We start from the raw sequence: 19,356 nt of genomic DNA, 5'->3' as shown, positions 1-19,356 counted from the left end.
TCCCCGTCGCCGGCGGGGCGGCGTGGGGATCAGATCGCCTCGGCCACGACGGCGTAGTTCGCCACCCTGTGACCGTCCTCGCGGTAGCCGAGGTCGTCGTCGCAGGTGATGAGGACGAGCCGGCGATGCGAGCCGTTCGGGCCCCAGACCTCGGCGTCACTGGTGAGCTTCGCCTTGTCGACGACACTCACCCGCGTCACCGCATAGATCCTCACCACGGAGCCGGAGCGCACGACGAGCTCGTGCCCGACACGCACCGACGACAGGTCGGCGAAGACGTCGCGCCTGCCATGGGCAGAGACGTGGCCGGCAACGACCGCCGTGCCGACGCCGCCGGGGGCGACCCGGCCGAAGCCGCGTACCCAGGTCGCCCGCCCCACGGGCGGCACCACCCGGCCCGAGGAACTCACTCCCCCACCGTGCACGTCGAGGTCCAGACCGATCGAGGGAACCTCGAGTCGCACACCCGACACGTGGCGTGCCGGCGGGGTGGGTGCTGCCCCGCTCGGCGAGGCACCACCGCGGGACGACGAGGCTTTTGCCCGACCCGTGTTGCCCGAACCCGCTGTCTGCGCCGTGCCGTCGAAGTAGCTGTCGGCGCTCGGGTCCTGCGTGCTCGGCAGGATCTGCGGAGGGGCGACCCCCCAGGCCACGTCCAATGCCCCGCGGCTCGTCGAGGAGGCCCCGACTGGTTCCGCTCCTCCTCGCCCCGGGCCGAGCCCGAGGGCGAGGAGGAGTCCGCCCACCACCAGAGCGGCGACGCCCCCGATGGTCAGAGGGCGCCCGGACATCAGGGGTGCTGCCGACCTCGTCGCGTGCCCGCCAGGACGGCGCCGGCACCCAGGACGAGGAGGGCCGAGCCGGCCCCGAGGAGGGACGAGTCGGGGCCGGACACCACGTCGGTCTCGACGACGGGCCCGGAGGGCTGCACCGCGGTGCCGCCACCGACCGTGGTGGTGGGTGCCGGCACGGAGGGCGTCGTGGTGACGCCAGGGGTCGGTGCGGTCGTCTCGGTGACGTCCGGGGTGGGCGTCGGCGTCGCCGTGACCTCCGGAGCCGTGGTCGTCTCGGTGACGTCCGGGGTGGGCGTCAGCGTCACCGTGACCTCCGGCGCCGTGGTCGTCTCGGTGACGTCCGGAGTGGGCGTCGGCGTCACCGTGACCTCCGGCGCCGTGGCCGTCTCGGTGACGTCGGGGGTGGGCGTCGGCGTCGGCGTCGCCGAGTCGTCGGGGTCGTTCGTCTCGGTGGGGCCGGGCTCGACCGTCGGGGTGACCTCCGGGCTGGGAGTGGAGGTCTGCGTGGCCGTCGGCGTCGGGGTCTGCGTGTGCGACGGCGTGGCGGAGGGCTCGGACATGAATTCACCCGCGACGCAGTCATCGGAGCTCACGGAACCGGTGGCCGCCCCATGGGCGTCGACCTCCCAGTTGTCCTGCCAGTTGAGGCCCGGGTACGACACCGGGTTCCCACCATTGTTGTCGGTGTGCACGAACGGCGGGATGACGTTGCGCCCGCTTCCCGCCTGCCCGTTGCCGTCGAGGATCGACGCGGCGTCGACGGTGATGACGACCCAGTGGTCCTCGGCTCCCGTGGCGTGACAGATCGTCACCTTGGGCTGCGGATCCGCCTGCGCGACTGAGGCCAGGGCGATGGAGGCGGCGACACCCCCGACCAGAGCCAGCCCGAGGGCCGTGCTGGTGATCGTCCGTGCGTCGTCGTGAGTCATGTGTGGTGGTCCCCTCGGGTGTCAGGTGAGGTGCAGGCGGTGCACCGCACCCATGCTGATGACCCATCAGTAACCACTGGGGGAGATTGACCGAGCTTGCCTACAAGGGACTAGTCATTGATCTCAGGAGGACCATCCCGACCGCCTGAAGGAACTATGCCCGCGGCGCTGTCGGCGTGAGGCCCCGAGCCCGAGGGCCGATCGCGTCGGCGACGACGACGCAAAGGACCGAAGCCGGCGCACCCTCCTCCCCGGACGAGACCGGGTGAGGAGAGCGCGCCGGACGTGATGGCCACCAGCTCTCGCAGGCGGAGCGCCGGGGTGTCAGGCGTGGCTACCCCTGCGGCGGAGGACCGCCGCGGCGGCTCCCGCACCGGCAAGGACGAGGGCAGCGCCTCCGCCGAGGAGGGCGGATGCGGACCCACCCTGCTCCACGAGGTCGGTCTCGACGACCGGGCCGCTCGGGGTGGGCGTCACGGGCACGCTGGGCGTGGGCGTCACGGTGACGCTCGGCGTCGGCGTCGGCGTCACGGTGACCGTCGGCGTCGGCGTCACGGTGACCGTCGGCGTCGGCGTCACGGTGACCGTCGGCGTCGGGGTCGGCGTGGGAGTGGACGTCTCCACCTGGCAGTCAGCCTGGGTCACCGTTCCGACGGCCACGCCCTCGCCGTTCGTCTCCCAGTTGTCGTCCCAGTTCTGGCCCGGGAAGCTCACCGTCTCCTCGGTGTTCTCGGCGACGTACTCGAAGGGCGGGATGACGTCCCGGTCGTCCTGGTGGGTGTCGTGACCCTGCTGGGTGATCGCTGCGGCGTCGATCGTGAGCACGACCCACTTGTCCGGGTTGCCCGTCGCGTGGCAGATGGTGACGTTCGGGTTGGGGTCTGCGTGGGCCGCCCCCGCGAACGCCACTCCCGACCCGCCGATCACCGCGAGTCCGAACGCTGCCCCTGCGAGTCGACGAAAGCTCTGACGTGACATGTGCGTCCTCCAAGGAAGTCCTGTGGAGTCGTGCAAGCCGCACCACCCCCAGGACTCATGGTTCGCCGCCGCGCGACCGGTTGAGAGCGATGTGCGTGAAGTTCACCCGGAAGGATCCCCGCCGGCGCCCCGGGCTGACTACGTGCCCACCCGCGGGCTGACCTGGGTGTCATCGGCAAACTGGGTGGTGTAGAGGTCGCTGTAGAGGCCACCCCGGGCGAGCAGCTGCGCATGGGTTCCACGTTCGACGATCCGCCCGGCGTCGAGGACGAGGATGACGTCGGCGTGACGCACGGTCGAGAGGCGGTGGGCGATGACGAGTGCGGTCCGTCCCTCGAGCGCCGCGTCGAGGGCGCGCTGCACGGCGACCTCGCTCTCGCTGTCGAGGTGGGCGGTCGCCTCGTCGAGCACGACGAGCCGCGGCCCCCTGAGGAGCAGCCGGGCGATGGCGATGCGCTGCTTCTCTCCCCCGCTGAGGCGGTGACCCCGGTCGCCGACGACGGTGTCCAGCCCCGCGGGCAGGCGTTCCACGAGGGTCCACACGCGGGCGGCCCGCAGGGCCGCCTCGAGCTCCTCATCGGTGGCCGACGGTGCGGCATACAGGAGGTTGGCTCGGATGGTGTCGTGGAAGAGGTGCGCCTCCTGGGTCACGACGCTCACCGCGTCGCGCAGCGACTCGAGCGTCACGCTGCGCAGGTCGGCGCCGTTGATGCGCACGGCTCCGCTCGTGGGGTCGTAGAGGCGTGCGACGAGCGAGGTGAGCGTCGACTTGCCGGCGCCACTCGGCCCGACGAGGGCGACGAGCTGCCCGGGCTCGATCGTGGCGTCGATGTCGTGGAGGACGACGGATCCGGCCTCTCGGTCACCGGTCGCGGTCGCCTCGAGGGAGCTGAGGGAGATCTCGTCGGCCGGGGGGTAGGCGAAACCGACGTGGTCGAGGTCGACGCGCACCGGGCCCGCGGGGACCGGCGTGGCCCCGGGCGCCTCGGCGACGAGCGGCTCGAGGTCGAGCACCTCGAAGACGCGCTCGAATGACACGAGGGCTGTCATCACGTCGACCCGGGCGTTCGAGATCGTCGTCAACGGGCCGTAGAGACGGGCGAGCAGCGCGGTGAGGGCCAGGAGGGTGCCGACGGTGAGAGCGCCGTCGACCGCCATGAGCCCGCCGAAGCCGTAGACGACCGCGGTGGCCAGCGCCGCCACCAGGGTGAGCCCGACGAAGAACACCGACCTGTTGACCGCGATCCGGACGCCGATGTCGCGCACCCGCGAGGCACGGTCGGCGTACTGGCTGTCCTCGACGTCCGGGTTGCCGTAGATCTTGACCAGCAGCGCGCCGGCGACGTTGAAGCGCTCGGTCATGCGCGTGCCGAGGTCGGCGTTGAGGCCCATCTGCTCGTGGGCGAGGCCTGCGAGGCGCCGGCCCATCCTCCGTGCCGGCAGGAGGAAGAGAGGCACGAGGACGAGCGAGGCGAGGGTGAGCTGCCACGAGAGGACGAGCATCGCGCCGATGATGAGCGCGAGCGACACGGCGTTGCTCACGACGCTCGACAGGACCGACGTGAACGCCTGCTGGGCGCCGATGACGTCGTTGTTGAGGCGTGACACGAGAGCACCGGTCTGGGCACGGGTGAAGAACGCGATCGGCTGGCGCATGACGTGCCCGAAGACCTGGGTGCGCAGGTCGACGATGAGCCCCTCACCGATCCGCGCCGACAGCCAGCGCGACACGAGCGTCACCCCCGCTCCGACGACGGCGATGACGCCGACGAGGACGGAGAGACGGACGACGAGGCCGGAGTCCTTGGGATAGATGCCGTCGTCGATGAGGCTCTTGAGGAGCAGCGGCGTGGCGACGACGAGCATCGCGTCGACGACGACCAGGGCGAGGAAGCCGGCGATGAGCCCGCGGTAGGGGCGTGCGTAGGACAGGACGCGTCGGGCGGTGCCCGGCGCGAGCTCCTTGGAGCGCACGCTCGCGTCCTTGCTCAGGCTGTGGATCGCCTGCCAGCCGGCCATGCTCATGCCACGACCGCCGAGGTGTCAGCTCGTCCCATGTGTCGATCCTCGATCCTCAGGTGCACGTGAGGTCAAACCGCGACGGCTCGCGGCGGATTCCTCCGACACTCGGCCCAAGCCTCTCAGGCCAGGGTGACAAGGTCCTTGTAGTCCGGTCCCCAGAGGTCCTCGACCCCGTCTGGCAGGAGCAGGATGCGCTCCGGCTCGAGTGCGTCGACGGCCCCCTCGTCGTGCGTCACGAGGACGACGGCGCCCTTGTAGGTGCGGAGCGCACCGAGGATCTCCTCGCGCGAGGCCGGGTCGAGGTTGTTGGTCGGCTCGTCGAGGAGGAGGACGTTGGCCGACGACACGACGAGCAGCGCGAGCGAGAGCCGCGTCTTCTCGCCACCGGAGAGCACCCCGGCCGGCTTGTCGACGTCGTCGCCGCTGAAAAGGAAGGACCCGAGCACCTTGCGGACCTCGGTCTCGCCGAGGTCTGGCGCGGCCGACTTCATGTTGTCGAGGACGGTGCGGTCGACGTCGAGGTTCTCGTGCTCCTGGGCGTAGTAGCCGATCTTGAGGCCGTGCCCGGGCTCGACCTGGCCGGTGTCCGGGGCGTCGACGCCGGCAAGCATGCGCAGCAGCGTGGTCTTGCCCGCGCCGTTGAGTCCGAGGACGACGACCCGCGAGCCGCGGTCGATGGCGAGGTCGACGTCGGTGAAGATCTCGAGCGAGCCGTAGGACCGCGAGAGACTGCTGGCTCGCAGCGGCGTGCGCCCGCACGGCGACGGGTCGGGGAAGCGCAGCTTGGCCACGCGGTCCTGCACCCGCTCTCCCTCCAGGCCGGAGAGCAGCCGCTCGGCGCGCCTCGCCATGTTCTGCGCGGCGACGGTCTTCGTCGCCTTGGCGCGCATCTTGTCGGCCTGCGCCATGAGGACCGAGGCCTTCTTCTCGGCGTTGAGCCGCTCGCGCTTGCGCCGGCGCTCGTCGGTCTCGCGCTGCTGGAGGTAGGCCTTCCAGCCGAGGTTGTAGATGTCGAGCTCGGCGCGGTTGGCGTCGAGGTGGAAGACCTTGTTGACGACGGCGTCGAGCAGGTCGACGTCGTGCGAGATGACGATGAGCCCGCCCTTGTAGCTCCTGAGGTGCTCTCGCAGCCAGACGATCGAGTCGGCGTCGAGGTGGTTGGTCGGCTCGTCGAGGAGCAGGGTCTCGGCCCCCGAGAAGAGGATGCGCGACAGCTCGATGCGGCGGCGCTGGCCACCCGAGAGGGTCTCGAGGGTCTGCTCGAGATGACGCTCCTCGAGCGAGAGAGCAGATGCGATCGACGCGGCCTCGGACTCCGCGGCATAGCCTCCTGCGGCCTGGAACTCGGCGTCGAGTCGCGCATAGCGGCGCATCGCACGCTCGAGCCGCTCGCCGCTCTCCTCGCCCATGGCCTTCTCGGCGGCACGCAGCTCGCGCACGATGCGGTCGAGCCCCCGCGCGGAGAGGATGCGGTCGCGGGCGGTGACGTGGAGGTCACCGGTGCGCGGGTCCTGCGGGAGGTAGCCCACCTCTCCGGTGCTCGTCACGCTCCCCGCAGCCGGCTGCCCGACGCCGGCGAGCACCTTGGTGAGGGTGGTCTTGCCCGCGCCGTTGCGTCCCACGAGGCCGATCCGGTCACCCGCGGCGACGCGGAAGGTCGCGCCGTCGACGAGGAGACGGGACCCGGCGCGCAGCTCGATGGAGGCAGCAGTGAGCACAGGAGTCCTTCGTCGGGGTGGTGGATGAGGGCACTCCGCTCACCCACCGCGGGCCCTTCGCCGTTTAGTCTAGGTGGCGCCGTGCTCCGCACGGAAAACGCCACAGCTGGGAGGCCTGGATGAGCTTCAACGACGACGTCGGTCTCGACACCTCGCAGGTGGAGTCGGGAGGCGGTGGCGGCGCACCCGGAGGCGTCGTCGTCGGAGGTGGGATCGGCGGGATCATCATGCTCATCATCGCCCTGATCTTCGGCATCAACCCTTCGGACCTCCCCACCGGTGGAGGCGGCGGCAGCAGCGACCAGCAGGTCGACGGCACCTCGGCCAGCGGCGAGGACTTCGAGAAGTGCAAGACCGGCGCCGACGCCAACGCCGATGTCCAGTGCCGGGTCATCGGCACGGTCAACTCGGTGCAGGCGTTCTGGACCGAGGAGCTCCCTCGCTACCAGAAGCAGTGGCAGCCGACGAAGACCGTCCTCTACACCGGTTCGACCCAGTCGCGGTGCGGCACGGCGAGCAACCAGGTCGGGCCCTTCTACTGCCCGCTCGACCAGAAGGTCTACATCGACGCCGACTTCTTCTCGATCCTCAGTGAGCAGTTCGGCGCCGACGAGGGCGCCCTCGCTCAGGAGTACGTCGTCGCCCACGAGTACGGCCACGCCCTCCAGGACCAGCTCGGTCTCCTCGGGCGCGCGCAGCAGGACCCGCAGGGCCCCAACAGCGGCGGCGTCCGGATCGAGCTCATGGCCGACTGCCTCGCAGGGGTCTGGGCCAAGAGCGCCTCGACGACCAACGGCCCCAGCGGCAAGCCCTACCTCAAGCAGCTCACCGAGACCGACATCAAGAGCGCGCTGTCGGCCGCGGCCGCCGTCGGAGACGACCGGATCCAGGAGAAGACCCAGGGACAGGTCAATCCCGAGTCGTGGACCCACGGCAGCGCTGAGGCCCGCCAGCGCTGGTTCCTCCAGGGCTACAAGACCGGCGACCTCAACCAGTGCAACACCTTCAACGTCGACCGCGTCAGCTAAGGCCATGACCGAGCCGGCGGACGCCCACCGCACGATCCGCCTCGGCCCGCGGCAGACCCTCACCGTCCTCTCCTCCACCCCCGATGCGCTCGAGCTCGAGTGCGTGTGGCAGCCGGGCACCCCTCCCCCGACCCACTGGCACCCGACCCAGCACGAGCACTTCGACGTGCTCGAGGGCGAGCTCACGGTCGTCCTCGACGGCGACCAACGGGTCCTGGCCGCCGGTGACGCGCTCGACATCCCACCTCGCACGGCGCACCGCATGTGGAACGCCGGCTCCGACCCGTGCCGCGCCTCATGGACGGTCAGGCCGGCCGAGCGGACCGAGGAGCTCTTCCGCACGATGGCGAGGAGGCCGGGCCCGCTGGCCAAGCTGGGTGTGCTCTGGCGCTTCCGCAACGAGCTGCGGCTCGGCTCGCCACGCCGCTGAGCGCCTGTCTACTCCCCCACGGGGTACTTCTTGTCGAGCTCCTGGAGGAGCCGGTGCGCGGCGAGCTCGACCTTCTTGTGCCGCCACTCCGAGGCGCGGTAGACGCAGGCGATGAGCGCGCTGCGGTGCACCTTGTCGAAGTCGCCGAAGACGAACGCGTGCCGCGCCTTGGTCTCGTCGTTGGCCCCCTCGGTGAGCCCGAGGTGCCAGGCGGCGTAGTCGGGCCAGTCGTGCTCCTCGAGGAAGGCGTTCTGCGTGTCCGCGTCGGGCTGCACCCTTCCCCAGTCGCTGTCGAGCACGACCTTGCCCGCCCCGATGAGGTCTCGGCAGTGGCGCACCGCCTTGCGGTTCACGGTGTAGGAGGCCATGCCCCCATCATGTCGCCGGGCCGTCGTCGATGGTGACCTGAACCGCGACCGCCCGACGCACGACGTCGTCGAGCACCGCGCGTCGCGGGTCGCCGATGTCGTGGAACTCCCTGCGCGGCAGCGTCCGCAGCCACGCCAGCCGCGGGTCGGCCAGGACCTCGCGCACGAGCGCCCTGTCTCCCCCCACGACCAGGGCCTCCGGTATGCCGTCCGGCACGACTCTCAGGGTGTGCTCCACGACCGCTCGCACCAGCTCGTCGGCCTGGTTCCCGCGTCGCCGGGCGAACCGCTGCTGCGACCACCCGCCGGCGGCCGTGCGCGACTGCACGTGGCGGGTGCCGACCTTGTGCGCGACGAGAGCCGTCCCGTCGACGTGCGCCACGGCATACCCACCGCGCCTGACGAGCACGACGGCGAGGTGACGGGCCTGCAGACGCGAGACCCCGACGACCCGCTGGGGGCCGTCGGGGTTGGCGGTGTCGAAGCGCTCGCGCCACGCGGCATACCGCTCGGGCGCGACCTCGACGACTCGCGTCAAGGCGTCAGATGTTGAAGCCGAGGGCGCGCAGCTGCTCGCGACCGTCGTCGGTGATCTTGTCGGGGCCCCACGGCGGCATCCAGACCCAGTTGACGCGGTAGGACGACACGAGGCCCTCGAGGGACTGCGCGGTCTGGTCCTCGATGACGTCCGTGAGCGGGCAGGCCGCCGACGTCAGGGTCATGTCGATGACGGCGTGGTTCTGGCCGTCGACGGTGATGCCGTAGACGAGGCCGAGGTCGACGACGTTGATGCCCAGCTCGGGGTCGACGACGTCGCGCATGGCCTCCTCGACGTCGGCCACGTTGGCCGGTGCGGTGGTCTCGCTCATGACGTTCCTTCCTCGGTCTCGGGCGCGGTCGTCTCGCGACCACTCTGGTGCAACGCATCGGTGAACGCCATCCATCCGAGGAGGGCGCACTTGACCCGTGCGGGGTACCTGGCGACGCCGGCCAGGGCGACGCCGTCGCCGATGACCTCCTCGTCGCCGGGGTCCTCACCCTTGGAGGTGAGCATGGCCTTCATGGCCTCGTAGGTCTGCAGCGCCTCGGCGAGCGGGTGGCCGATGGTCTCCTCGGCGAGGATCGACGTCGACGCCATGCTGATCGAGCAGCCGAGGGCGTCGTAGGACACGTCGCGGACGACGGGGCCCTCGGGGGTGTCCTCGACGTGGACCCGCATCGTCACCTCGTCGCCGCACGTCGGGTTGACGTGGTGCACCTCGGCCTCGAACGGGTCGCGCAGGCCCGCGTGCTGGGGTCGCTTGCTGTGCTCGAGGATGAGCTCCTGGTAGAGGTCCATCAGCCGGCCATCCCGAAGATCTGCGGCACGCGGTCGAGCGCCTCGAGGAGCGCGTCGACCTCGTCGACCGTGTTGTATGCCGCGAAGCTCGCCCGCGTCGTCGCCGCCACCTTGAAGCGGCGGTGGAGCGGCCAGGCGCAGTGGTGGCCGACGCGGACGGCGACGCCCGAGCCGTCGAGGACCTGACCGACGTCGTGCGCGTGCACGCCGTCGACGACGAACGCGACCGTGCCGCCTCGCGACTCGAGGTCGGACGGGCCGACGACGGTGACCCACGGCCGGGCCGCGAGACCTGCGAGCAGCCGCTCGGTGAGGGCGAGCTCGTGGGCGTGGATGCGGTCGACTCCGCCGATGCCGTCGATGTAGTCGACGGCGGCGGCGAGGCCGATGGCCTGCGCGGTCATCGGCACACCGGCCTCGAAGCGCTGCGGCGGCGGGGCGTAGGTGCTGCCCTCCATCCGCACGGTCTCGATCATCGACCCACCGGTGAGGAACGGCGGCATCGCCTCGAGCAGCTCACGACGGCCCCAGAGCACGCCGATGCCGCTCGGGCCGAACATCTTGTGGCCCGAGAAGGCGAGGAGGTCGACGTCGAGCTCGGTGACGTCGACGCCGAGGTGCGGCACCGACTGGCACGCGTCGAGGACGACGAGGGCGCCGACCTCACGGGCGCGCGCGACGATCTCGGCGGCCGGGTTGACCGTGCCGAGGACGTTGGACGCGTGGACGAACGCGACGACCCTGGTCCGCTCGGTGAGCAGCTCGTCGAGCCCCGACAGGTCGAGCCGGCCCTCGTCGGTGACGGGGACCCAGCGCAGGGTCGCACCGGTGCGGCGGCACAGCTCCTGCCACGGCACGAGGTTGGCGTGGTGCTCCATCTCGGTGACGAGCACCTCGTCGCCCTCTCCGAGCGCGAACCGCTCGCTCCCGGGGATGCCGGGGTGCGGGCTGTTGGAGAACGCGTAGGCGGCGAGGTTGAGCGCCTCCGTCGCGTTCTTGGTGAAGACGACGTCCTGGGCCTGGGCGCCGATGAAGGCCGCGATCCGCTCGCGAGCCCCCTCGTATGCCGCCGTGGCCTCCTCCGAGAGCGCGTGCGCCCCGCGGTGCGGCGCCGAGTTGAGGCGCTCGTAGAAGTCGCGCTCGGCGTCGAGGACGGCGACCGGCTTGTGCGAGGTCGCGCCGGAGTCGAGGTAGACGAGCGGCGCACCGTCGCGCACGGTGCGCGCGAGGATCGGGAAGTCGGCCCGGATCCGGGCGACCTCCTCGGTGGTGAACGGCTGCGCTGTCATGTCATGTCCGATCAGGCGTTCGCGGGGGTCGCGTCGGCCGGGGCGGCGCCGGGCAGGAACCGGTCGTAGCCCTCGGCCTCGAGGCGGTCGGCCAGCTCGGGGCCACCCTCCTCGGCGATCCGGCCATCGACGAAGACGTGGACGAAGTCGGGCTTGATGTAGCGCAGGATCCGCGTGTAGTGCGTGATGAGGAGGACGCCGGCGCCGGTGGACTCCTTGGCCCGGTTGACGCCCTCGGAGACGACGCGCAGCGCGTCGACGTCGAGGCCGGAGTCGGTCTCGTCGAGGACGGCGATCTTCGGCTTGAGCAGCTCCATCTGGAGGATCTCGTGGCGCTTCTTCTCTCCGCCGGAGAAGCCCTCGTTGACGCCGCGCTCCGCGAACGCGGGGTCCATGCGGAGGTCGCTCATCGCCTGCTTGACGTCCTTGACCCAGGTGCGCAGCTTGGGGGCCTCGCCGTCGACGGCGGTCTTGGCGGTGCGCAGGAAGTTGCTCACCGTGACGCCGGGGACCTCGACGGGGTACTGCATCGCGAGGAAGACGCCGGCGCGGGCGCGCTCGTCGACGCTCATCTCGAGGACGTCCTCGCCGTCGAGGGTGACGGTGCCGCTCGTGACCGTGTACTTGGGGTGGCCGGCGATCGAGTAGGCGAGGGTGGACTTGCCCGACCCGTTAGGGCCCATGATCGCGTGGGTCTCACCGGAGTTGATGGTGAGCGTGACGCCGCGGAGGATCTCCTTGGTGCCCTGCTCGGTGTCGACGGTGACGTGAAGGTCCTTGATCTCAAGGGTGCTCATGGTGAGTTCTCAGTTCTTGTTGTCGTTCAGGGCGACGTAGACGTCGTCACCCTCGATCTTGACGGTGTGGACGGCGATGGGGGTGGTGGCCGGCGGGCCGGACGGGTCGCCGGTGCGCAGGTCGAACCGCGACCCGTGCAGCCAGCACTCGAGGGTGCAGCCGTCGAGCTCGCCCTCGGACAGGGACACGTTGGCGTGCGTGCACGTGTCGTCGACCGCGTGGACGTCGCCGTCCGCGGTCCGCACGATCGAGACGACCCGGCCGCCGATGTCGGCTGCCGCCGCCCCAACGGTCGGGAGCTCGTCGAGCGCGCAGACGCGCACGAAGTCGGCGGCGGTCTCCTGAACCTCGCTCACGCGGCGCCCTCCAGCTCGCGGCCGATGGCCTCCATGAGGTGCTCCTCGACCTCGGGGACACCGATGCGGCCGACGATCGAGGCGAAGAAGCCGCGCACGACGAGGCGACGGGCGGTGTCCTCGTCGATGCCACGCGCCTGCAGGTAGAAGAGCTGCTGGTCGTCGAAGCGACCCGTGGCCGAGGCGTGACCCGCGCCGGCGATCTCGCCGGTCTCGATCTCGAGGTTGGGCACGGAGTCGGCGCGGGCGCCGTCGGTGAGGATGAGGTTGCGGTTGAGCTCGTAGGTGTCGGTGCCCTCCGCAGCAGCGCGGATGAGGACGTCGCCGACCCAGACCGTGTGGGCCGTCTCGCCCTGGAGAGCGCCCTTGTACTCGACGTTCGAGTGGCAGTGCGGCGCCTCGTGGTCGACGAAGAGGCGGTGCTCCTGGTGCTGGCCGGCGTCGGCGAAGTAGACGCCGAGACCCTCGAAGGAGCCGCCGGGACCGGCATACGAGGCGTTGGTGTTGAGCCGGACGATGCCGCCGCCGAGGGTCACCGCGATGTGGCGGACCTTGGCGTCGCGACCGACGACGACGTCGTGCTGGCCGAGGTGGAGGCTCTCGTCGTCCCACTCCTGCACGGTGACGAGCGTGACCTCGGAGCCGTCACCGGCGAGCACGGTGAGCATCTCGCTGTAGTCGGAGAGGCCGGCGTGCTCGAGGATCACGGTGGCGCGGGCGAAGCGGCCGACGCGCACCATGAGGTGGCCGTGGACGACTTGGCGCTCGGCACCGGTGAGCCGGATCCGAACCGGCTCGGCGAGCTCGGCCTCGGCCGGGATGTCGACGAGGCCGACGCCCCCGCTGTGGGCCGCGGCGACGACGGCGGCGCGGTCCGCCGGGGCGGGAGCACCACTCGCCTGCCAGTCCTGCAGGGACATCGTCGAGAGGGTCACGCCGTCGGGCAGCGTCTCGGTCCACTCGAGGCACGCGCCGGTCGCCTCGTCGCGGAAGAGCGACTGGAGGCGGTCGACGGGGGTGAAGCGCCACTCCTCCTCGCGGCCGGACGGGACCGGGAAGTCCGACACGGCATACGAGGTCGTCCGCTCGGCGCGGGACTGGTCGGGAACGAAGGCGGCGGCGGAGTCGGTGTGCGCCTCCGCTGCGGGGTTCTTCTGGGCCAGAAGGCTCATTTAGCCAACTGCTCCTTCCATCTGGAGCTCGATGAGGCGGTTGAGCTCGAGGGCGTACTCCATCGGGAGCTCCTTGGCGATCGGCTCGACGAAGCCGCGCACGATCATCGCCATCGCCTCGGTCTCGGACATGCCTCGGGACATGAGGTAGAACATCTGGTCCTCGGACACCTTGGAGACCGTGGCCTCGTGGCCCATCGTCACGTCGTCCTCGCGGATGTCGACGTAGGGGTAGGTGTCGGAGCGGCTGATCGTGTCGACGAGCAGCGCGTCGCAGACGACGCTCGACCTCGAGCCGTGCGCGCCCTCCATGATTTGGACGAGGCCGCGGTAGGACGTGCGGCCACCGCCACGCGCGACCGACTTCGAGACGATCGTCGAGCTCGTGTTGGGGGCGGCGTGGACCATCTTGGAGCCGGCGTCCTGGTGCTGGCCCTCGCCGGCGAAGGCGACGGAGAGCGTCTCGCCCTTGGCGTGCTCGCCCATGAGGAAGACGGCGGGGTACTTCATCGTCACCTTGGAGCCGATGTTGCCGTCGATCCACTCCATCGTCGCGCCCTCGGCGCAGGTCGCGCGCTTGGTGACGAGGTTGTAGACGTTGTTGGACCAGTTCTGGATCGTCGTGTAGCGCACGCGGGCGTTCTTCTTGACGACGATCTCGACGACGGCGGAGTGCAGCGAGTCAGACTGGTAGATCGGCGCGGTGCAGCCCTCGACGTAGTGCACGTAGGAGCCCTCGTCGGCGATGATGAGCGTCCGCTCGAACTGGCCCATGTTCTCGGTGTTGATCCGGAAGTAGGCCTGGAGCGGGATGTCGACGTGGACGCCCGGCGGGACGTAGATGAACGAGCCACCCGACCACACGGCGGTGTTGAGCGAGGCGAACTTGTTGTCACCGGCCGGGATGACCGACGCGAAGTACTCGCGGAAGAGGTCCTCGTGCTCGCGCAGGCCCGTGTCGGTGTCGACGAAGATGACGCCCTTCTCCTCCAGGTCCTCGCGGATCTGGTGGTAGACGACCTCGGACTCGTACTGCGCGGCGACACCGGCGACGAGACGCTGCTTCTCGGCCTCGGGGATGCCCAGCCGGTCGTAGGTCGCCTTGATGTCCTCGGGCAGGTCCTCCCAGGAGGTGGCCTGCTTCTCGGTCGACTTCACGAAGTACTTGATGTTCTGGAAGTCGATGCCGGTGAGGTCGCTCCCCCACGTCGGCATCGGCTTCTTGCCGAAGAGGCGCAGCGACTTCAGGCGCAGGTCCTCCATCCACTGCGGCTCGTTCTTGCGCCGCGAGATGTCGAGGACGACCTCCTCGTTGAGCCCACGGCGGGCGGTCGAGCCGGCGCTGTCGCTGTCGGCCCAGCCGTACTCGTAGCGGCCCAGGTCCTTCAGACCCGGGTTCAGCTCCTCGATGGTGCTCATCGCGAAGACCTTTCTGTTGAAGGCTCAGGCTTGGTGGGGACGAACGTCGTGCACACGTGATCGCCCTGCGCCAGGGTGGCGAGACGTTGGACGTGGACGCCGAGCAGCCGCGAGAACGCGTCGGTTTCAGCGTCACAGAACTGGGGAAATTCCCGGGCGACGTGCTGGACGGGGCAGTGCCCCTGGCACAGCTGTATGCCGGACAGCCCGGTCGCGCTGCCTCTTGCGGTGGCCTTGGGGTCACCGACGGGGCGGGCGGAGGCGGCGAAGCCGTCGCGCGTCAGCGCGGCGACGAGGGCCTGGACCCGCGCCTCGGTGTCGGGCCCGGCGGCGGCCAGCTCGACGGCATACCGCTCCTCGAGGGAACCGACGCGGGACTCGGCGAAGCGGCGGACCGCGTCATCACCCGCCTCGGTCGAGAGGAACCGGAGCGCCTCGGTGGCGAGGTGGTCGTAGTCGGAGTCGAGCGACTGGTGGCCGCCCTCGCTGAGGACGTAGGCCCGCGCGGGACGACCGCGACCGCGGCTCGTCGAGCTCGTCGCCTCGCGCTCCTCGATGAGGCGCGACTCGCCGAGGTTGTCGAGGTGGCGGCGCACTGCCGGGACCGTGAGCCCCAGCTCGTCGGCCAGCGCGGTGGCCGTCACCGGGCCGCGCTCCCCGATGACCCGCAGCACCCGGTCGCGCGTGCGCGACTCGAGCGTGTGGGGCACCACGGTGCCGACCGGGATATTCACAACGACAATGTTACGTAAATGCCGTGACAGAGGGAAACAAAGGTGAGCCTTAGTGTGCGCCACGTCTGCCTGAGCCCATCACCCCGGCACACGCGAGGAGGCGCGGACCCCGTTCTCGGTGAGGTCGTCACACCGGACGTAGGTCTCGCCAACCCGAGCGAGGGGACATCGCGGCGTCAGGGCGTCGACGGACCGGACGATGGCGCGAGGTGACCCGTCGTCGTGAGCGGCACTGTGCTGTGCGGCCGAGCAGAGCGGGAGGAGGGCGGTGGTCGCGGTGCAGAGCACCGTCGTCACACGACCGGCAACCGAAGTGCGGACATTCATGGGAGTCCTCCGGAGGTGAGTGGTCGAGCACCTCCACCGTGCGGTTGGGTCCTGCCCACCCACATCCGGCTACTCCCCTGAGAAGGCCTCCCCGACCCCCTGAGATGTCGGCCCGGTCGTCGCCGCGCCACCCTCGGCGCCGGACCTGCCGTCCTGCCCGCGCCTCACGAAGTCGGCGAGCTCGACCCGGCTCGACGTGCCGGTCTTGCGCAGCACGTGCGACACATGGGTGCTCACGGTCTTGTCGGTGATGAAGAGGCGTGCGGCGATCTGGGCGTAGGTCTCACCCGCGAGCAGTCCGGCGAGAACATGCGGCCGAACGAGCACGGGGTGAAGGTCACCATGTGCTCGTCGCCCAGTGGCGTGGGCTGGGTCTCCACCCCTCGATTCTGCTCCCGGAACCGAGCTCGGATCAGTCGCTCTGTCCACTCCCGTGGTCGTTGGGGGTGATGCGGACCCTTCTGGAGCCGACCCACCACTGACCGACGGCGACGCAGCGCTCAGACGGGGTCGTCGCCGGTGTCGGTGTCGGGGAGGAAGACCGAAGGCATCCGCTGGCGCCGCGGTGCGACCGCGTCGCTCCCGAAGAGGCGCTCCCGGATCGGGGCGGTGAGCACCCCCAGCGGAGCCTGGAGGACGTAGCCGTAGGCGATGACGAGCCCCGTCAGTCCCGGGTTCAGGACGAGACCGACGACGACGGCGACGACGACGACGCCCGTGACGACCCAGGCCTGGGGGGTCGACGGTGCGAGCAGGTTGCGGAAGGACCGGAACCGGATCGACGTCACCATGAGCACCGCCGGGACGAAGCTCACGAGCACGGGGACGATGAGCGAGGTGTCGTAGCCCCCGGCGTCCGGCTGGTTGAGGGCGAAGATCGTCGCCATGACGACGGACGCCGCCGCCGGGCTGGGGAGGCCGACGAAGTAGCGCTTGTCGGCCGTCGGGTCGACCGTGACGTTGAACCGCGCGAGCCGGAACGCCGCACACGCCAGCCAGAAGAAGGCGGCGAGCCAGGAGAGGACGGGGTAGTCCGGCAGCGCCCACGTGTGCACGAGCACCGCCGGGGCGAAGCCGAACGCGATGAGGTCGGCCAGCGAGTCCATCTGCAGACCGAAGGGGGACGTGGCGCCGACGAGTCGAGCGACGCCACCGTCGGCGATGTCCATGATGATCGACACCGCGATGAGGATCGCCGCCACGGTGAACTGGCCGCGGAAGGCGAGCAGGACCGAGGACAGGCCGGCCATCATGTTGATGATCGTGAAGATCGTCGGCGCGGTGACCCGCAGCCGCTCACGCTTGCTCAGCTGGCGCAGCGAGACGACCTCGGCACCGGTCGGCGAGACGAGGCGCCAGCGGTCGAAGCGCCGCTTGCGCCCTGAGCCGTCGTCGCTCATGCCCGTGGACCGGAGGGCCATCGGGCGATGACCGTCTCACCGGCGACGACGCGGGCACCTGCCTCGACGAGCAGCTCGGCGTCGGTGGGGACGAAGACGTCCATCCGCGACCCGAACTTCATGAGTCCGATCCGCTGGCCGGTCGCGATCTCGTCGCCCGCGGCGACCCGCGTGACGACCCGCCGGGCCATGAGGCCGACGATCTGGCGGAAGTGGACGGTGCGCGTCACGCCGTCGACCTCACGGTCGACGACGAGGTCGGTGCGCTCGTTGAGGTGGGCGCTCTCGTGGCTGTATGCCGCGAGCCACTTCCCGGGCCGGTAGGTCACCTCACGGAGCCGGCCGCCGTAGGGGGCGCGGTTGATGTGCACGTCGAACGCGGACAGGAAGATGCTCACCTGCTGCCACTCCCCCTCCGGGGCGACGCCCTCCTGGCCGGGGCCGGCATACATGACCTTGCCGTCCGCGGGCGAGAGGACCGAGTCGACGTCGTCGGGGGCGCCCGCCACGGGGCGGTCGGGGGTCCGGTCGGGGTCACGGAAGAAGAGCGCGACCGCGGCCGGGAGGGCCGCGAGGGCGAGTGCGGTCCCACGGCGTCCCGCAAGCGCGGCGACGAGGGCGGGAACGGCAGCGACGGCGGTGGCCGGGGCGGCCTCGCGGTCGATGGTGACCATGGGACTCCTTGGGTCGGGAGAGCCCCAGCCTAGGATGTGCGCCGTGTCTGCAGTCGAGGTCGTCGGTCTGCGCCGCGACATCGGCGCGGTGCGCGCCGTCGACGACGCGAGCTGGAGCGCCCGGTCGGGCGCGGTGACGGCGGTCCTCGGACCCAACGGCGCCGGCAAGACGACGACGATGGAGTGCCTCGAGGGCCTGCAGCGACCGACTGCCGGCACGGCCCGGGTGCTCGGGTCGGACCCGTGGCGCGCACCCGCCGAGCACCGGGCGCGCGTCGGGGTCATGCTCCAGGACGGCGGGCTCCCGGTGACGACGAGCGCCCGGCGGCTGCTCGACCACGTCGCCCGGCTCCACGCCTCCCCCGCCGACGTCGCCGGGCTCGTCGAGCGCCTCGACCTCGGTCGCGTCGCCGACCGGTCGATCCGCCGGCTCTCGGGGGGCGAGCGCCAGCGGGTGGCGCTCGCCGCCGCCCTCGTCGGACGCCCCGAGGTCGCCTTCCTCGACGAGCCGACCGCAGGACTGGACCCGCACGCGCGCCTCGAGGTCTGGGACCTCGTCCGCGAGACCGCCGGCGAGGCGGCCGTCGTCGTCACGACGCACTCGTTCGAGGAGGCCGAGCGGCTGGCCGACCACGTCGTCATCATGAGCCGCGGTCGGGTCGTCGCCGAGGGCTCGCTCGACGAGGTGCGTGACGGCCGTCCGCTCGAGGAGCGCTACTTCGCCCTCACCTCGGGTGGCCGCCGGTGACCGCCCGGCCGAGCCCGGCGCGTCCCACCGGTCCGGCCGCGCCCGCCTCCGCCGGGCGGCGCTGGCTCGCGCAGGCCGCCTTCGAGACCGCGACGATCCTCCGTCACGGCGAGCAGCTCCTCGTGGCCCTCGTCCTGCCCGCCCTGGCCCTGCTCGCGCTCTCGCTCACCGACGTGCCCGACCTCGGACCCGGCCGTCGCATCGACCTCGCGACCGCGGGTGTCCTCGCCCTCGCCGTCGTCTCGACCGCGTTCACCGGACAGGCCATCGCCACCGGCTTCGACCGGCGGCACGGCGTCCTGCGCTTCCTCGGGGTGAGCCCGCTCGGACGCGAGGGGCTCCTCGTCGGCAAGCTCGGAGCCGTCGGCGCGGTCATCACGCTCCAGGTCGTCGCCCTCGGGTCGATGGCCGCCTTCCTCGGGTGGCGACCGGAGCTCGTCGGCGTGGTCCCCGCGGTCGTCACGGTCGTCCTCGGGGCGGCGGCATTCCTTGCCCTTGCCATGCTGCTCGCCGGCACCGTGCGCGCCGAGGGCGTGCTCGCGCTCGCGAACCTCGTGTGGGTCCTCCTCCTCGGACTCGGTGTCCTCCTCCCGACCGACCGCCTGCCCGACGCCCTCACGTCGCTCGCGAGGCTGCTGCCCTCCGGAGCCCTGGGCGACGGCCTGCGCCTCTCGCTCGTCGAGGGCGGGTGGCCGCTGACCCAGTGGCTCGTGCTCGCTGCGTGGACGGTCGGCTCGGGCGCGGCTGCGGCGCGCTGGTTCCGCTGGTCCGACTGACTCCGCACCGCCCCCGGGCAGGACGATGGGCCGGCACCCGGAGGTGTGCCGGCCCAT

At 71.0% G+C, this 19,356-nt stretch carries 22 protein-coding genes; 4 read left to right on the top strand and 18 right to left on the bottom strand.

Features of this window, described 5'->3' with window-relative positions; all coding sequences use genetic code 11:
• Positions 1–29 precede the first annotated feature (29 nt).
• The 5 genes from N798_RS17565 to N798_RS14595 all read right to left on the bottom strand — a co-directional run bounded on the left by N798_RS17565 (position 30) and on the right by N798_RS14595 (position 6,441).
• Entirely contained in the window at positions 30–653 is a 624-nt protein-coding gene (locus tag N798_RS17565) for a class F sortase (protein ID WP_052117389.1), read from the bottom strand.
• A 137-nt stretch (positions 654–790) separates the two neighbouring features.
• Positions 791–1,723: a hypothetical protein gene (locus N798_RS18895; protein WP_035949727.1), complete on the bottom strand. Its 933-nt coding sequence runs from the start codon at positions 1,721–1,723 to the stop codon at positions 791–793.
• A 324-nt stretch (positions 1,724–2,047) separates the two neighbouring features.
• On the bottom strand, positions 2,048–2,701 hold the full coding sequence (locus tag N798_RS18205) for a hypothetical protein (protein WP_156971754.1): 654 nt from the start codon (positions 2,699–2,701) through the stop codon (positions 2,048–2,050).
• Between the two features lie 138 nt (positions 2,702–2,839).
• Positions 2,840–4,726: an ABC transporter ATP-binding protein gene (locus tag N798_RS14600; RefSeq protein ID WP_035949723.1), complete on the bottom strand. Its 1,887-nt coding sequence runs from the start codon at positions 4,724–4,726 to the stop codon at positions 2,840–2,842.
• Positions 4,727–4,842: 116 nt separating this feature from the next.
• On the bottom strand, positions 4,843–6,441 hold the full coding sequence (locus N798_RS14595) for an ABC-F family ATP-binding cassette domain-containing protein (protein ID WP_035949722.1): 1,599 nt from the start codon (positions 6,439–6,441) through the stop codon (positions 4,843–4,845).
• 119 nt (positions 6,442–6,560) lie between these two features.
• Between N798_RS14595 and ypfJ the strand changes: the two genes are divergently transcribed.
• A complete protein-coding gene (gene ypfJ / locus N798_RS14590) occupies positions 6,561–7,469 on the top strand; it encodes a KPN_02809 family neutral zinc metallopeptidase (RefSeq protein ID WP_035949720.1) in 909 nt (302 codons plus the stop codon).
• Positions 7,470–7,473: 4 nt separating this feature from the next.
• On the top strand, positions 7,474–7,899 hold the full coding sequence (locus N798_RS17560; RefSeq protein WP_052117388.1) for a cupin domain-containing protein: 426 nt from the start codon (positions 7,474–7,476) through the stop codon (positions 7,897–7,899).
• An 8-nt stretch (positions 7,900–7,907) separates the two neighbouring features.
• On the opposite strand, the gene N798_RS14580 is transcribed toward N798_RS17560, so the two are convergent.
• The 13 genes from N798_RS14580 to N798_RS14515 all read right to left on the bottom strand — a co-directional run bounded on the left by N798_RS14580 (position 7,908) and on the right by N798_RS14515 (position 17,775).
• Positions 7,908–8,267, bottom strand: coding sequence for a hypothetical protein (locus N798_RS14580; protein ID WP_035949719.1), 360 nt, complete (start codon positions 8,265–8,267; stop codon positions 7,908–7,910).
• Between the two features lie 7 nt (positions 8,268–8,274).
• Complete coding sequence (locus N798_RS14575; RefSeq protein ID WP_035949717.1) at positions 8,275–8,805, bottom strand: acVLRF1 family peptidyl-tRNA hydrolase; 531 nt, start codon at positions 8,803–8,805, stop codon at positions 8,275–8,277.
• A gap of 4 nt (positions 8,806–8,809) precedes the next feature.
• Positions 8,810–9,136, bottom strand: coding sequence for a metal-sulfur cluster assembly factor (locus N798_RS14570; protein ID WP_035949715.1), 327 nt, complete (start codon positions 9,134–9,136; stop codon positions 8,810–8,812).
• A complete protein-coding gene (sufU, locus tag N798_RS14565; RefSeq protein ID WP_035949713.1) occupies positions 9,133–9,606 on the bottom strand; it encodes a Fe-S cluster assembly sulfur transfer protein SufU in 474 nt (157 codons plus the stop codon). The genes N798_RS14570 and sufU overlap by 4 nt, the downstream gene beginning before the upstream one ends.
• Positions 9,606–10,895, bottom strand: a complete 1,290-nt coding sequence (locus tag N798_RS14560) for a cysteine desulfurase (RefSeq protein WP_035949710.1) — start codon at positions 10,893–10,895, stop codon at positions 9,606–9,608. The genes sufU and N798_RS14560 overlap by 1 nt, the downstream gene beginning before the upstream one ends.
• Positions 10,896–10,906: 11 nt before the next feature.
• A complete protein-coding gene (gene sufC / locus N798_RS14555) occupies positions 10,907–11,692 on the bottom strand; it encodes a Fe-S cluster assembly ATPase SufC (protein ID WP_035949706.1) in 786 nt (261 codons plus the stop codon).
• A 9-nt stretch (positions 11,693–11,701) separates the two neighbouring features.
• On the bottom strand, positions 11,702–12,049 hold the full coding sequence (locus N798_RS14550) for a non-heme iron oxygenase ferredoxin subunit (RefSeq protein WP_035949704.1): 348 nt from the start codon (positions 12,047–12,049) through the stop codon (positions 11,702–11,704).
• Complete coding sequence (sufD, locus tag N798_RS14545; RefSeq protein WP_035949702.1) at positions 12,046–13,221, bottom strand: Fe-S cluster assembly protein SufD; 1,176 nt, start codon at positions 13,219–13,221, stop codon at positions 12,046–12,048. The genes N798_RS14550 and sufD overlap by 4 nt, the downstream gene beginning before the upstream one ends.
• Positions 13,222–14,640, bottom strand: coding sequence for a Fe-S cluster assembly protein SufB (gene sufB / locus N798_RS14540; RefSeq protein ID WP_035949701.1), 1,419 nt, complete (start codon positions 14,638–14,640; stop codon positions 13,222–13,224).
• Positions 14,637–15,374 (bottom strand): helix-turn-helix transcriptional regulator, encoded by a 738-nt coding sequence (locus N798_RS14535; RefSeq protein ID WP_188450334.1) that lies wholly within the window; start codon positions 15,372–15,374, stop codon positions 14,637–14,639. The genes sufB and N798_RS14535 overlap by 4 nt, the downstream gene beginning before the upstream one ends.
• 396 nt (positions 15,375–15,770) lie before the next feature.
• Positions 15,771–16,028, bottom strand: coding sequence for a response regulator transcription factor (locus N798_RS18765; protein ID WP_035949697.1), 258 nt, complete (start codon positions 16,026–16,028; stop codon positions 15,771–15,773).
• Positions 16,029–16,201: 173 nt separating this feature from the next.
• Positions 16,202–17,101 (bottom strand): CDP-diacylglycerol--serine O-phosphatidyltransferase, encoded by a 900-nt coding sequence (gene pssA / locus N798_RS14520; RefSeq protein WP_052117397.1) that lies wholly within the window; start codon positions 17,099–17,101, stop codon positions 16,202–16,204.
• Complete coding sequence (locus N798_RS14515; RefSeq protein ID WP_035949696.1) at positions 17,098–17,775, bottom strand: phosphatidylserine decarboxylase; 678 nt, start codon at positions 17,773–17,775, stop codon at positions 17,098–17,100. The genes pssA and N798_RS14515 overlap by 4 nt, the downstream gene beginning before the upstream one ends.
• A gap of 34 nt (positions 17,776–17,809) precedes the next feature.
• On the opposite strand from N798_RS14515, the gene N798_RS14510 reads away from it, so the two are divergent.
• Both N798_RS14510 and N798_RS14505 read left to right on the top strand, forming a co-directional pair.
• Positions 17,810–18,523 (top strand): ABC transporter ATP-binding protein, encoded by a 714-nt coding sequence (locus N798_RS14510; protein ID WP_035949693.1) that lies wholly within the window; start codon positions 17,810–17,812, stop codon positions 18,521–18,523.
• On the top strand, positions 18,520–19,299 hold the full coding sequence (locus N798_RS14505) for an ABC transporter permease (RefSeq protein WP_035949691.1): 780 nt from the start codon (positions 18,520–18,522) through the stop codon (positions 19,297–19,299). The genes N798_RS14510 and N798_RS14505 overlap by 4 nt, the downstream gene beginning before the upstream one ends.
• Positions 19,300–19,356 lie beyond the last annotated feature (57 nt).

Origin of the sequence: Knoellia flava TL1 (assembly GCF_000768675.1) — a bacterium.
In the GTDB taxonomy this organism is placed as follows: domain Bacteria; phylum Actinomycetota; class Actinomycetes; order Actinomycetales; family Dermatophilaceae; genus Knoellia; species Knoellia flava.
The sequence above is the reverse complement of the archived record's forward strand: the minus strand, read 5'-3'. Positions and strand labels throughout refer to the sequence as shown.